Consider the following 14,741-nt stretch of genomic DNA (forward strand, 5'->3'; position numbering starts at 1 on the left):
CTAATGCAGCCTAGGCGTCGCGCCCTGGCCCTTGTCGTCGATCACCAGGCCGCGATAGAAACGGTCGAGCGTGAAGGGTGCGTTGAAGTCGTGCGGCTCGTCCTTTGCGATGGTCCAGGCAAAGCACCAGCCGGAGGCTGGCGTCGCCTTGAAGCCGCCGTAGCACCAGCCGCAATTGAGATACATGCCCGGCAGCGGACCGGTGGTGATGATCGGCGAACCGTCCATCGACATGTCGCAGACGCCGCCCCATGAACGTAGCATGCGCACGCGCGCAAGCCCCGGAAACAGCGCCAGCATCTCGCTCATCACCTCATCGACGACAGGCAAACTACCGCGCTGGGCATAGCTGTTGTAGCCATCGAGGTCGCCGCCATAGACCAGGCCACCCTTGTCCGACTGCGAGATATAGAAGTGGCCCATGCCGAATGTCAGGATCGTGTCGATGATCGGCTTCAGCGATTCCGACACGAAGGCCTGCAGCACATGGCTTTCGATCGGCATGGTTTCGATGCCGGCAAGCTGCATGACGCGTCCGGTGCTGCCGGCAACCGCAAGCGCCACCTTCTTGGCGCGGATCTCGCCGCGCGTCGTCGATACGCCGGTAATGCGGTCGCCGTCGCGCAGGAAGCCGGTGACCTCGCAATTCTCGATGATGTCGACGCCGCGGCGATCGGCGCCGCGTGCATAACCCCAGGCGACAGCGTCGTGACGGGCGCTGCCTGCGCGCCGCTGCATCAGGCCGCCGATAACAGGGAACCGCGCCGAACCGGAAACGTCGAGCGCCGGGACAAGGCGCTTTATCTCTGCCGTCGTCATCAGTTCGGCGTCGACGCCGAGATGGCGCATGGCGTTGCCGCGTCGGGCAAGATCATCGAACTGGCCGGACGTATGGGCAAGATTGAGGCAGCCGCGCTGCGAGAACATGACGTTGTAGTTGAGATCGTGCGAAAGGTTCTCCCACAGCTTCATCGAATGTTCGTAGAAGCGGGTGTTGGCAGGCAGCAAATAGTTGGAGCGGACGGCCGTCGTGTTGCGGCCAACATTGCCGGAGCCGAGCCAGCCCCTTTCCAGCACCGCGACATTGGTGATGCCGTGCTCCTTGGCCAGATAATAGGCGGTCGACAGGCCATGACCGCCGCCGCCGATGACGATCACGTCATAGGATGACTTCGGGTCCGGCTTGCGCCAGGCCGGCTTCCAGTCCTTGTTGCCGGTCAGCGCGTTTTTGAGAAGCGAAAAGGCCGAATATTCCGCCATTCTTTCTGTTATCCGTTCTGGCTTTTTGTCGCCCGTTCCGGGCGATGCGGCACAGTATAGAGCAGGCCGTCGCCGCAAAGCCAATATTGCGCCATCGCTTTTCGAATGGCCGACGCCGAAATCGGCGGGCGGAGCGGGACGGCTTGCTCCCAGGTATGAGCGTCTTTATCAAGGGCAAGCTTTAGAACGCCTTGCCGCCCGTGAGTCGCCAAACAATCATGCTTTTCCGACTGCTCCGCTTCGTTCTGATCTTGGCTATCGTCGCCTCAGCGCCGCTGTCGCATGGCGCGGCGGCACAGGGGCTTGATCAGGCTTCCTCCGGGATAGTCGCCGATCAGCAGAAAATCCTCCAGGGCCTGACAACAAGGACCGACAATCTCGAAAAGAAGATCCAGGAAGACGGTGTCGACGACGCCAGCCTTGTCGATATCCGCCTACAGCTCGAGGAATTGTCGCGCGACGCACTGAACAGCGCGCTTGCCTTCCGCCCGCGCCTTTCGGAGATCAACGCAAGGCTCGATCAGCTCGGGGCGCCGCCGGCTGCGGACCAGCCACCCGAGCCAGACATCGTGGCCACCGAACGCCAGGCGCTGGCGTCCGAAAAGGCCGAGATCAATGCTGTCATCGCCGGGGCGCAAAACCTGTCGATCCGCATCAGCGGCCTCATCGACAAGATCGCCAATATGCGCAGCGAGCTGTTTCGCAACCTGCTTACCAAGCGCTACGTGCTGTCCGATGCACTGAGCCCTGAGGTCATTTCCGACGCCGACGCTGAATTCACCGGGTTCTACAAGGCGGTGTCATCGTGGCTAACCTTCGCCTTCAAGTTCAAGTTCCAGGCCGTGCTGGCCGCGACCTTGACGGCACTTTGCCTGGCGGCAGTGCTTTTTGTCGGGGGGCGGCGTCTGTTCGGGCGTGTTTTCGAAGCCGACCCTTCCGTGGAGGACCCCTCCTATCTCAGCCGGCTGTCGGTGGCGTTCTGGTCGACACTGCTGCCGACGCTGGCGGTCGGCGTCTTCCTGGTTTCGACGGTGTTCTTTTTCAACTACTACAACGTGTTGCGCGGTGACATTGGTGTTTTCCTGAATGCGCTGGTCGCGGTCATCGCGGTGGTGTTCTGCGTCAACCGGCTGACCAACGCGGCGCTGGAGCCGCGGCTGCCGAACTGGCGGCTCATACCGGTTGAAACGGGCCCGGCACGCTGGCTGGTGCGGCTGACGACCGCGATGGCGGTGGTGATCGGCGTCAACAACTTCCTGTCGGTCGTAAACGACAAGATGGGCTCCCCGCTGTCGCTGACCATCGCCAGAAGTTTTGTCGCCACGATCATCGTCGGCGTCATCCTGATCCTGATGGGACTGTTGAAACCGTTCAAGGCGCCAGACGGAAGCTGGCGGCCCTGGCCGGCGTGGCTGCGCTACACCGCCATCGCGCTAGGCCTATTCACCATCGCTGCGGCGCTGCTCGGCTATATCGGTCTTGCCATCTTCGTCTCTCTGCAGGTCGTGGTTACCGGCACCATCCTGGTCACCGCCTATATCGGCTTCCTGTCGGCGCGGGCGATCAGCGAGGAAGGCGGCTTTGCCAACACGTCGATCGGGCGCTGGCTGTCGGTCAATTCCAGCTATGAGCCGACCGCGCTCGACCAACTCGGCCTGGTCGTCAGCGTCGCCATCAACGTCATGATCGTGCTGGTGTTCCTGCCGCTGATCCTTTTGATGTGGGGCTTCCAGCCCGGCGACATCCAGGCCTGGGGCTACAAGCTGGCGACGGGCCTTACCATCGGCTCTGTGACGATCTCGTTGACCGGAATCCTGAGCGGCATCGTTGTCTTCATCATCGGCTATTTCCTGACGCGCTGGTTCCAGGGCTGGCTCGACGGCTCGGTAATGGCGCGCGGCAAGGTCGATACCGGCGTGCGGAATTCGATCCGATTGGCGGTCGGCTATGCCGGCGTCGCGCTCGCAGCACTCGTCGGCGTCTCGGCGGCGGGCATCGACCTCTCCAACCTGGCGCTTGTCGCCGGCGCCCTGTCGCTCGGAATCGGTTTTGGCCTGCAGAATGTCGTCTCCAATTTCGTCTCCGGCCTAATCCTGTTGGCCGAGCGGCCATTCAAGGTCGGCGACTGGATCGTCGCCGGTGACATCAGCGGCACGGTCAAGAAGATCAGTGTGCGCGCCACCGAGATCGAGACGTTCCAGCGACAGTCGGTGATCCTGCCCAATTCGAACCTGATCAACAATGCCGTCGGGAACTGGACGCATCGCAACAAGCTCGGCCGCATCGACATCAAGGTCGGCGTCGCCTATGGCAGCGACGTCAAGCAGGCCCATGCCGTCCTGTTGGAGATTGCGAGCAGCCATCCGCTGGTGCTGAAGAATCCGGAACCTTTCGTGCTGTTCACCAATTTCGGGCCGGCCGCTCTCGAATTCGAAATCCGCGTGTTCCTGGCCGACGTGATGAACGGCAATATCGTGCAGAACGACATCCGGTTTGCCGTCCTCGATGCGTTCGCCGATCAGCATATCGAAATTCCATCGGCGCCGCGCGCCGTCGTCGAGACCAAGAAGCATGAGGCGTGGCCAATCGACGACGATAAGATCGAAGTCGATTTCGCCGAACAGGAGCGTGCGGCGGCTGAAGCCGCAGCCGAGACGAAACGCCTGGCCAAACCGAGGCGCAGGACCCGCAAGCCGGATCCCGATTAGGATATATCGATATTCAGGTGATGCCGGCCTGCGAGCGGCAGTTTCCTGCGCTTCCGGTACTCACGTACCCAAAAGTACGCTCCGTTCCGGTTCTCGGAACCCACCACTCTCGGCTCGGCCTGACCTGAATCTCAACATATCCTCAAGTCAGGCTCCAAAGCAGCGAAAGCAATTGCGGCATGAATGCGGCATTCAGTTGCCGTTCAGCTTCCATGTCATATAAGCTCGTATGCAAAGGGCGAGAATGCCTTGCGAAATGCAACAGAGGCGGTGGAAACACCGATATTGCAAATGTGGAAGTCTCTCGTCGCCGCCGTCGCTTTTCTTGCCGTGGGCGGTTCAGCCTTCGCCGCTAGCGCGACCAACAAGGACGCCGAGACCCGCACGCTCGTCGTGACCGAAGGCGGCGGCAAGACGGAGCTGGCGCTGGCCGCCGGCGAAACCGCGGAATTCTGCCCGAGCGGGTGCTTCGTTACCATGCCGAATGGCGACCTTGAGGCGCTGACCGGTTCGGAAACGATCGAAATCTCGGGCGGCGTCGCCCGTATCAAGTAACCCGCGTCAAGTAGCGTTGGCTGCTTGTTTCGAAGGCCGGGCAAATGCCCGGCCTTTTATCGTTTCGGGTCATCGCTGCTTAACGATGAAGGGGGAAATACCGTCACGCGGACCAGGCCGTGCCGAGCGTTTTAACGTTCGCTGCGCTGTTCCCCGCTATACCGGGCCGAAGACGCCAAAGCACGGCGCAGGTTTTGGATTCGGCGCGTGATCCTTTCCGAAAAATCGGTTTTGGGGTCATGCGGTTTTAGGCAGGGCAACGGAAAAATGGACGCGCGGTCGGACAGGAACGCAATTCCGCTTGCGGTCGATCTCGACGGCACGCTGATCGCGACTGATTTGTTGTGGGAGGGGCTGTTCATCCTTCTTAAGAAGAATCCGTTTTATGTTTTCCTGGTGCCGTTCTGGCTCGCCGGCGGGCCGGCGAGGTTGAAACAGGCCATCGCTCACCGCGTCGATATCGATCCTGCGTCGCTGCCTTACCGTGAGGCGCTGCTTCAGCGCCTTCGCTCCGAACATGGTGAGGGCCGCCAAATCGTGCTTGCGACCGGCACGCCGCGCAAATTCGCCGAGGCAATCGCCGCACATCTCGGCATATTCGACCGCGTCCTCGCGACCGACGGCCCCTACAACATGACTTCGGGCAGAAAGCGCGCTTCGCTTGTCGCCGCTTACGGCGATGGCGGATTCGACTATGTCGGAAACAGCCGGCACGATCTTCAGGTGTTCGACGCTGCGCGCACGGCAATCGTCGTCGCGCCCGACCGTCATGCCGCGCGCTGGCAGGCCGTGCACAGTGCTGAAATGATGCCGGCGCCGAAGCCGACAATCAGAACCATCGTCAAGATGCTGCGTGTCCATCAGTGGCTGAAGAACTCGCTGATCGCGGTGCCGATGGTGCTATCGCACGAATACTTCAACGCCGACATGATCTGGGAATGTCTGCTGGCATTCGTCTCGTTCAGCGCGGTGGCTTCCGCCATCTACATCCTCAACGATTTCTTCGATCTCGCACTCGATCGCAAACACCCGACCAAGCGCAACCGGCCATTCGCCAGCGGCGCGCTGTCGATTCCGTTCGGCCTCGGTTCGATGGCGGTGCTGCTTGCAATAGGTCTTGGTGCAGGACTTCTGCTGCCGATCGAATTCCTCGGCGTGCTCGGCGGCTATATCATTGTCACCACCGCCTATTCATTGTCGTTCAAGCGCATGTTGCTGATCGACGTGCTGACGCTGGCCGGTCTTTACACGATCCGCGTTCTGGCGGGCGCCGCGGCGACCGGTGTCGACGTCTCGTTCTGGCTGCTGGCCTTCTCGATCTTCTTTTTCCTGTCGCTGGCGCTGGTGAAGCGTTTCGTCGAGCTGCGCACGACCGCCATTCCGGCCGGCGAGCGCATTGCCGGCCGCGGCTACCGCACCGAAGACCAGGAGATCGTCGCCCAGGCGGGCATGGCCTCGGCCTTTTCCTCGGCACTGGTACTGGCGCTCTATATGGACAGCGTTGCGGTGCGCGAGCTCTATCCGCACCCCTGGCTGGTCTGGCCGCTGGCCCCGATCGTGCTTTACCTGACTATGCGCGTCTGGATACTTGCCCGCCGCGACGAGATGCATGACGATCCGGTCGTCTTCATCATCCGCGATTGGCGCAGCCAGATCGTTGTGCTCATCGGCGCCGTGTTTCTGGTCGCCGGAGGCTGGTAGGCATGGCGAAGGAGCGGTTCCAGAGCTTTGGTCTTGCCACCCCGCCGGCGTCCGGCGCGATCATGGCGGCTGAAGCCATCGCGCTGCTGAAGAGCGGCAAGGCGACAAGCGATGCCTTGCTCGCCTACGGCAACGGCCGCTCCTATGGCGATTCCTGCCAGAACGAGGCCGGCAGCGTCGTCGACATGCGGCTGCTGAACCGCATCCGCGCTTTTGATGCCGAGACCGGCGTGATCGAGGCCGAGGCCGGCGTGCTTCTGCCCGACATCATCGCCCATGCGGCGCCCTACGGCTTCTTTCCGGCGGTCGTTCCGGGCACGCAGTTCGTCACGCTCGGCGGCGCCATCGCCAATGACGTCCACGGCAAGAACCATCACCGGCGCGGCACCTTCGGCTGCCACGTCGAATCCTTCACGCTGCTCAGGTCGGATGGACGGACCCATTACTGCTCGGCCACCGACAATGCACGCCTGTTTGCGGCGACGATCGGCGGCATGGGGCTGACCGGATTGATCCTGTCGGCATCGATCCGGCTGATGCGGGTGCCATCGCTCGACATCGTCGAGACGGCGACGCCGTTCCGCGACCTCGGCGAATTCTTCGAGCTTGCCGAAGCGGCCGACCAGGCCAACGAATACGTCGTCGCCTGGATCGACCAACTTGCCGGCGGCCGCCGACGTGGGCGCGGGCTGCTGTTCACCGGCAATCACGCCGAGCATGGCTCCCATGTTGCCCTGCGTGCTGGCGGCAATCTTTCGGTGCCGTTCCAGCCGCCGTTCAACGTGCTCAATCGGCCGTTCCTGACCGCCTTCAATGCCGCCTACCGGTGGAAGAAGGGCCGGTCCACGGCGCCGCGCAAGGTCGGCTACCAGGGGTTTTTCTTTCCGCTCGACGGCGTCGGTAACTGGAACCGGCTCTACGGACCGAACGGGCTTTTCCAGCACCAGAGCGTGGTGCCGGAAGACGCTGCGCGGCGCGCGGTGCCGGCGTTGCTTGCGGCGGCAAAGCGGGCCGGGCAGGGATCGTTCCTGACAGTTCTGAAGCGCTTCGGCGGGGTCCGTTCGCCGGCACTGCTGTCGTTCCCGCGCCCGGGTTTTACGCTGACGCTGGATTTTCCCAACCGTGGCCGGGCGACCCTGGCGCTGCTGAAGGAGCTCGACCACATCACGATCGAGGCCGGCGGCGCGGTCAATCCTTATAAGGACGCCCGCATGGACGCGGAGGTCTTCGCCGCGTCCTTTCCGGAATGGCAGCACCTCGAAGCCATCCGCGACCCCGCCTTCATGTCGAGCTTTTGGGCGCGAACGGCGAAAAAGCTCGAAGCGCGGCACGCAACCGCCGAAGCCGCGGAATAGCTAAAATCCGAATAGTTCATGGTTAATGGATCGTTAAAATGCAGGGTTTGATCGAAGTGTTTGCTACTTCACGAAATGTTTGCAGATTTTAGATAGACCGATGAATGGGCTTGTGGAAATAACATGAAATACATCATTTTCATTCTATTCACGGTCATGACCAATGCCGCCGCGCAGCTCATGCTGAAGCAGGGCATGATGTCGCTCGGTCCGATTTCCTTCGAGGGCGCCAATCCGTTGTTGAAACTGTTGCAGATCGTCTTCAGCCCGTGGGTTTTCCTTGGCCTGTGCACCTTCGTCATCTCGATGGCGTCGCACCTTTATGTGCTGTCCAAGGTCGAGCTCAGCTTCGCCTATCCGTTCCTCAGCCTTGCCTACGTCGCCGTTGCGATCTTTGCCTATTTCATCTTCCGTGAAGACCTCAATGCCTGGCGTGTCGCCGGCATCGCTTTCATCTGTGTCGGCACGGTGCTGATCGCGCAAAGTGGCCGGGATTTGGGTGGGCGCGGGCATGACGAGGAAACGGCCTCCCTTTCGTCCGACAAGATTCACAGCGGGATCGTTCGATGAGACATGTGATCTTCGGCGGTGACGGTTTCGTCGGCCGCCACCTAGCCCCGAAATTGGTGGCAGACGGCGAGGAGGTGATTGTCGCCGACATCGCCAAAAGCGATCTGCCGCATTACCGCTCGGTCCGATATGCCAGGTGCGACGTAACCGATCCCGCCTCGGTCAGTTCGGTCGGGCTGAAGGCCGACGACATGGTCTACAATCTGTCGGCGAAAATGCTGTCGCCGATCCAGGTGCGCGCCAAGCGGCACGAGTTCTTCTTCCCAGTGAATTTCCACGGCACCGAGCACATCATCCAGGCGATGGACAGGGCCGGTGCGGCCAAGCTCGTCCATTACACGACCGACATGATCTACGGCCATACCGTCACGCAGCCGATGACGGAGGAACATCCGGTCGCGCCGCTCGGCGAATATGGCTGGTCGAAGCAGAAGACCGAGGAACTGGCCGCCGAATGGCGCGAGCGCGGCATGTCGATCTCGCTGTTTCGGCCGCGCCTCATCATCGGCCCCGGCCGCCTCGGTATCCTCGAAAAACTGTTCAAGCTGATCGACTGGAACCTTCCGGTGCCGATGATCGGCTCGGGCAAGAACCCGTATCAGTTCATCTCGGTGTTCGACTGCGCCGAGGCCGCGCGCGCCGCCTGGAAGGCGGGGGTGCCTGATGAGGCCTATAATCTCGGCTCGCTCAATCCGCCGCCGGTCAGGAAACTACTCGGCGATCTGATCAGGCATGCCGGTTCGAAGTCGATCCTGATCCCGACACCGGGTTGGGCAGTCAAGCGCACGCTCGACCTGCTCGACCTCTTGAACATGCCGATCATGGATCCGGAGCAGTATCTGATCGCCGACGAAGATTGCGTGCTCGACGTGTCCAAGGCCGAACGCCAGCTCAGCTGGGTGCCGCAATATCGCGACGAGGACATGCTGATCGCCGCCTACGGCGAATACCGCGCCAACAAAGACGGCCATGCCGTCGCCGCCAAACATGTGCCCGCCGAGTGAAGGGCCAGCAGGAGACTCTCGAGATGACCGTCATGACCAAGCCAGACCACACGACTGCGCGCGCCACGGTCAGTGCGCCGGCGCTTTCGCCCGCCACCATCGCCAAGCCCGATCTGATCAGCGTCGAGCAGGCCAAGGCGATGGACGTCGCGCGCATGACCGACCTGTTCAAGGCGCATCTCAACCCCGGCCAGCTGCATTTCATGAAGCTGCTCGGCTTCCACAAGATCAAGATCGAGCGCGCCGAAGGCATGTTCTACATCGATCAGAACGGCCGCAGGATCTTGGATTTCTTCGGCGGCTTCGGCTCGCTGGCTTTCGGCCACAATCATCCGCGCCTTCTCGAAGCTCGCAAGAAATTCCAGGAGGAGAAGCGGCAGGAGATCGCCATCGCCTTCATGTCGCAATATGCGGCGGCTCTGGCGCACAATCTCGCCAAATGCTCGCCCGGCGATCTCGACATGGTGTTTCTGGGCTCGTCCGGCTCGGAAGCCATGGAAGCGGCGGTGAAGCTCGCCGAGCGCGCCGCCGGCCCGAAGCGGCCGAAGGTCGTCTACGCCGAGAATTCCTTCCACGGCAAGACCAAGGGCGTGCTGGCGATCACCGACGGCTCGCTTTACCGCGCCGACTTCAAGGTCGCCGACAATGCCGTGCGTATCCCGTTCGCCGACATCGAGGCGGTCGAGCGCACCTTCCGCTCCGATCCCGAGGTCGGCGTCATCGTGCTGGAAACCATCCAGGGCGGTGGCGGCATCATCCAGGCGCCTGCCGAATACTGGCAGAAGCTGCGCGCGCTCTGCGACCAGTATGGCGTGCTGTGGGTCGCCGACGAAGTGCAGTGCGGCTATGGACGCTCCGGCCGCTTCTATGCCTTCGAGCATTACGGCGTCGTTCCTGACGTGACGGCGCTGGCAAAGTCGCTCGGCGGCGGCAAGGCGGCGGTCGGTGCGATGATCGCGCGGCGCGAGGTCTACATGAAGGCCTATGGCACGCCGAAGACGGCGATGATCCATGCTATGGCCACCTTCGGCGGCATGGGCGAAGCCTGCGTCACTTCGATCGAGGCACTCAACGTGCTTTACGACGAGGGGCTGATCGACAACGCCGCAGTGACCGGCGATTACCTCCTGCAACGCCTGCAGGCGCTGAGGGAGAAGTACCCGAAGATCATCAAGGACGTCCGTGGCAAAGGCTTGATGGTCGGGCTGGAATTCCACGACTTTTCGCAGACCTTGCCGATGGTGCTGCGACCTGTGGTCAGCGTGCTTGACGAGAAGCTGAAGGGATCCTTGTCCGGCTTCGTCGGAGCACTGCTGCTGCGCGACTACGACGTGCTCGTCGCCTTCACCGAATACAACCGCAACGTCATCCGTCTCGAACCGCCGCTGATCTGCCAGCGCGAACATGTCGACCGCTTTATCGAGGCGCTCGACAGCTTGCTGTCGCGTGGCATCGTGTCGATCGTGAAGGATTTCGTCAAAAGCCAGGTCCGCTAGGCAGGTCCGCTGAGCGAAACCATGCTGACCAAATCCCCCGTTCCGACAAACCTGCTCGACCGGCTCACCGAGGCCGGTCTGGCGTGGGGCGAGGGCGCCTATGCGCGTCTTGCTGCACCGATCGGGGCGGCAGCCTTCGCGCTCTACATCCTTTTGACCGCCGGGATGGCATGGTTCATGCCCGACGCCAATTGGGACATGCTGCCCTATCTCGCGATCGCCGAGGAGGGCACCTATCCTGATGTGCAGGCGCTGCACGACTATGCCTATGGCACGGTCAGGGACGGTGTATCGGCGGGCGACTACAAGGCGCTGGTCGATGACGGTGGCGGTTTCCGCAGCCATATGGCTGGAAATGCCACCGACTTCCATTCGCTGCTCGGCATGTATCGGGTCAAGTTCCTCTACGCCGAAATCCTTTCGACGATGAGTTCTGTAATGTCGCCGGTCGAGGCGATGCGGCTGCTACAGGTATTGTCGGTGCTGTTGTTCGGTGCGATCGCGCTGCTCTGGCTGCGTGCGGAAGGCGCGCTGGCGCTGGCGCCGGTCGCCGGCGCGGTACTGATCATGGCCGAATTCGGCGATGTGGGGCGGGCCGCGACGCCGGATCTGCTGTGTTCGGCGCTGTTCCTCGGCGGGCTTTTTGCCTATGTGCGCGGTCGCGAAGTGGCAACGGCGATCTTGCTTTTCCTCGCCTTCATGGCGCGGCCCGATAACATCGTCTTTCTCGCCATCTTCGCCGTGCTGCTGGTCGCCTTTCGGCAGAGGGCGTGGGGCGCGCTGGCCGGCTTCGCAGCCTCCCTGGTTGCCTATTTCGCCATCTCGCATTGGGCGCAGCATCCCGGCTGGTGGCCGCATCTGTGGTTCTCCAGCATCGAGCAGCACTACAATATGGACGGTTTCGATCCGCCGTTCTCGGCTGTCGCCTATGTCCGGGCCTTTGCCGCCTCCCTGGTCCGCGCCGTCAGCCTGAACAACTGGGTCGGCGTCTCGGTGCTGGCGCTGGCGGGGTGGTATGCGACCAGCCGCGCCGACTTCAAACTCGACCGCCGCGCCGGCATCCTGTTTGCGGCGCTGGTGCTCGGCGTGCTGGCCAAGTTCACCGTCTTCCCGATCCACGACACCCGCATCTACTTTCCCAACCTGATCCCGCCGTTCCTGTTGCTCGCCGGGCCCTCCATGGCGCTGTGGGCCAGCATCAAAGGGCGTCGCGCCGCAGTGTTGCACGTCGTTCCGGGAGATAGACCATGAGCTCCGTCTGCAACCTGGCGCGCATCATTTCCCCTTGAAACAGCTGATCTCAAAGACCCGTGCCGCGCGTCCTTTTAAGCCCACGAGGACGCTGTAGAGGTTTCTTCGGCGCGTGATCCCGGCGAAAACCGATTCCGATTTTTCGGGGTTATGCGCAGGGGTCGCGCCGCACGTGCGGCGTGTCGCAAACAGGCGGTAGCGCGATGGCCGTCGCCTGCATATTGTGCGCCGGTCACGCGGGCGCCGGCGCCCGCAACAGCACTTTTGGAGTCGCGGGCAATGGCTGGATTTCCGGAAAAGGCGAAGGTCGTCATCGTCGGGCTCGGCGGTATTGTCGGCGCATCGGTCGCCCATCACCTTATCGAGCGCGGATGGGACGATATCGTCGGCATCGACAAATCAGGCATCCCGACCGATATCGGCTCGACAGCGCACGCCTCCGATTTCTGTTACACGACCAGCCATGATTTCCTGTCCTGCTGGACGACGCTCTACTCCATCGATTTCTACGAGAAGATGGGTCATTACGCCCGCATCGGCGGCCTCGAGGTTGCTCGCGTCGGCGACGACGATCGCATGGCGGAGATCAAGCGCAAGATCGCCTCGGCAAAGGCTTTTGGCACACGCGCGCGCTTGATCGAACCGGCTGAGATCAAGGAAAAATTTCCGCTGATCGAAGAGCAGATGGTGCAGGGTGGCCTGTGGGATCCCGATGCCGGTCTTGTCATCCCGCGCTCGCAGACCGTTGCCGGCAAGCTGGTCGACCAGGCGGAAGCCTCGGGCAAGCTCAAATCATTCGCCAACACGCCGGCCAAGTCGCTTATCGTCGAGAACGGCCGCATCAAGGGGGTGGTGACCGACCGCGGCACAATCAAAGCCGACTACGTGATTGTTTGCGCGGGTATCTGGGGCCGGTTGATCGCGGAAATGGTGGGCGAGGACCTGCCTGTCATGCCGATCGATCATCCGCTCACCTTCTTCGGCCCGTACACCGAGTTCGCCGGCACGGGCAAGGAGATCGGCTGGCCGCTGCTGCGCGACCAGGGCAATTCGGCTTACATGCGCGACACCGGCGATCCCAAGACCGCCGAAGGCGGGCAGATCGAATGGGGCTATTACGAAGAGACCAATCCGCGCCTCTGCCACCCGCGCGACCTTCTGGAGAAGAACCAGGCCCGTCTTTCGCCCTCGCAGCGCGACCTCGACATGGAACAGATCCTGGCGCCGCTCGAGCGCGCCATGGAACTGACGCCGATCCTGGGCGAACTGGGCTACAATGAGAGCCATTCCTTCAACGGGCTTCTGCAGGTGACGGCGGATGGCGGCCCCTCCATGGGCGAGAGCCAGAAGGTGCGGGGCCTCTGGTATGCCGTCGCGATCTGGGTCAAGGACGGCCCAGGCATGGGCAAGCTCATCGCCGACTGGATGACGGATGGCCGGACGTCGATCGACCACCACGCCATCGACTATGCGCGCTTCTATCCGCACCAGACGCAAGAGCAGTTCATCTGGGACCGCTGCACCGAAACGGCGATGAAGGTCTATAATCCGGCGGTCCATCCGCGCGAGCCCTTTTCAAAAGGCCGCAATGTGCGCCGCTCGCCCTTCTGGGAGCGCGAGAAGGAACTCGGCGCCTATTTCATGGAACTGGGCGGCTGGGAGCGTGCCCATGGCTATGCCGCCAACGAGCATCTGCTCGAGAAATACGGCAACCGCGTGCCGGTGCGCGAAAGCGAATGGGACAACCGCCATTTCTGGCGCGTCTCCAATGCCGAGCATCTCGCCATGAGCGAGGATTGCGGCATCGTCAACCTATCGCATTTCGCGATGTACGACGTCGAAGGCCCGGACCATGTCGCGCTGATGGAATGGCTTTGCGCGGCCAAGATCGGCGGTGATACCAACGTCGGTAAGGGCATTTATACCCACTTCCTCGACGACCAGGGCATGGTGCGTGCCGACCTGACCGTCATCCGCATGGCCGACCGCTGCCGCGTGATCGACGGCGCCGATGCCGGTCCGCGCGACTTCCAGTACATCAGGCGGACGGCGCAGGACAAAGGCTTCGACGTCACCGTCACCGACGTGACCGAGAAGTACGTCACCGTCGGCATCTGGGGCCCGAATGCGCGGTCGACATTGCAGAAGGTCGTCGAGGACCCGGATGGCCTGACGCCGGAGAATTTTGCCTTCGCAGCGATCAAGCCTGTCAGGATTGCCGGAACGGACGTGACCGCTTTCCGCATCTCCTATGTCGGCGAGCAGGGCTGGGAACTGCATATGCGATACGAAGACGGCCTGGCCGTCTGGGATGCGCTGCGTTCGACCGGCGTGATGCCTTTTGGCGTCGAGACCTATGCCAACAGCCGCCGCATGGAGAAGAGCCTGCGCCTGCAGAACGCGGATCTTCTGACCGAGTACAATCTGCTGGAGGCCGATCTTGCCCGTCCGAAGGTCAAGGAGGCCGACTTCAGCGGCAAGGCAAAGCATCTGGAATATCGCGCGCGCGCCCATCAGCCGGCCATGCTTTGCACGCTCGTCATGACGGACAATGTCGATTCCAAGGGCGTTGCCCGTTATCCGGTCGGCACGATGCCGGTGATGGACCCGCAAACGGGCGAGACGCTGGTCGACGAACTCGGCCGCCGATCCTTCACGACCTCGATCGCCTACGGCCCGACCATCGGCAAGAACATCGCGCTCGCCTACCTGCCCTGGACGTATTGCCAGGAGGGCCGCAAGCTGACAGTCGAATATTTCGGCGAGACGTACCCGGTCGAAGTGGCCGCTGTCGGCTACAGGCCGCTCTACGACCCGGAGAACCTCAATCCACGCAGCTGA

General features: G+C 62.2%; 10 protein-coding genes. 9 read left to right on the plus strand and 1 reads right to left on the minus strand.

The window, feature by feature from the left end; translation table 11 throughout:
• The gene (locus tag ABID19_RS12635; protein ID WP_354490903.1) at positions 1-1,260 is read right to left on the minus strand and encodes a sarcosine oxidase subunit beta; all 1,260 of its coding nucleotides are present in this window, start codon (positions 1,258-1,260) and stop codon (positions 1-3) included.
• A gap of 218 nt (positions 1,261-1,478) precedes the next feature.
• Here ABID19_RS12635 and ABID19_RS12640 point away from each other — a divergent pair, with 218 nt between their 5' ends.
• The 9 genes from ABID19_RS12640 (at position 1,479) to ABID19_RS12680 (ending at position 14,741) form a co-directional block, all read left to right on the plus strand.
• On the plus strand, positions 1,479-3,968 hold the full coding sequence (locus ABID19_RS12640; RefSeq protein WP_354490905.1) for a mechanosensitive ion channel family protein: 2,490 nt from the start codon (positions 1,479-1,481) through the stop codon (positions 3,966-3,968).
• Positions 3,969-4,259: 291 nt separating this feature from the next.
• Positions 4,260-4,523: a hypothetical protein gene (locus tag ABID19_RS12645; RefSeq protein ID WP_354490906.1), complete on the plus strand. Its 264-nt coding sequence runs from the start codon at positions 4,260-4,262 to the stop codon at positions 4,521-4,523.
• A gap of 267 nt (positions 4,524-4,790) precedes the next feature.
• A complete protein-coding gene (locus ABID19_RS12650) occupies positions 4,791-6,224 on the plus strand; it encodes a UbiA family prenyltransferase (protein ID WP_354490908.1) in 1,434 nt (477 codons plus the stop codon).
• Positions 6,225-6,226: 2 nt separating this feature from the next.
• Positions 6,227-7,579 carry an FAD-binding oxidoreductase gene (locus tag ABID19_RS12655; protein ID WP_354490910.1) on the plus strand — a complete coding sequence of 451 codons (1,353 nt, stop codon included), beginning with the start codon at positions 6,227-6,229 and terminating at the stop codon, positions 7,577-7,579.
• Between the two features lie 123 nt (positions 7,580-7,702).
• Positions 7,703-8,149, plus strand: a complete 447-nt coding sequence (locus tag ABID19_RS12660) for an EamA family transporter (protein ID WP_354490912.1) — start codon at positions 7,703-7,705, stop codon at positions 8,147-8,149.
• Positions 8,146-9,153 carry an NAD-dependent epimerase/dehydratase family protein gene (locus ABID19_RS12665; protein ID WP_354490913.1) on the plus strand — a complete coding sequence of 336 codons (1,008 nt, stop codon included), beginning with the start codon at positions 8,146-8,148 and terminating at the stop codon, positions 9,151-9,153. Before ABID19_RS12660 ends, ABID19_RS12665 begins: the two co-directional genes overlap by 4 nt.
• 23 nt (positions 9,154-9,176) lie before the next feature.
• Positions 9,177-10,649, plus strand: coding sequence for an aspartate aminotransferase family protein (locus ABID19_RS12670; RefSeq protein ID WP_354490914.1), 1,473 nt, complete (start codon positions 9,177-9,179; stop codon positions 10,647-10,649).
• Between the two features lie 21 nt (positions 10,650-10,670).
• Positions 10,671-11,900, plus strand: coding sequence for a hypothetical protein (locus tag ABID19_RS12675; protein ID WP_354490915.1), 1,230 nt, complete (start codon positions 10,671-10,673; stop codon positions 11,898-11,900).
• A gap of 279 nt (positions 11,901-12,179) precedes the next feature.
• Positions 12,180-14,741: a GcvT family protein gene (locus ABID19_RS12680; RefSeq protein ID WP_354490917.1), complete on the plus strand. Its 2,562-nt coding sequence runs from the start codon at positions 12,180-12,182 to the stop codon at positions 14,739-14,741.

The sequence above is a fragment of the Mesorhizobium robiniae genome (assembly GCF_040545535.1).
GTDB lineage: Bacteria > Pseudomonadota > Alphaproteobacteria > Rhizobiales > Rhizobiaceae > Mesorhizobium > Mesorhizobium robiniae.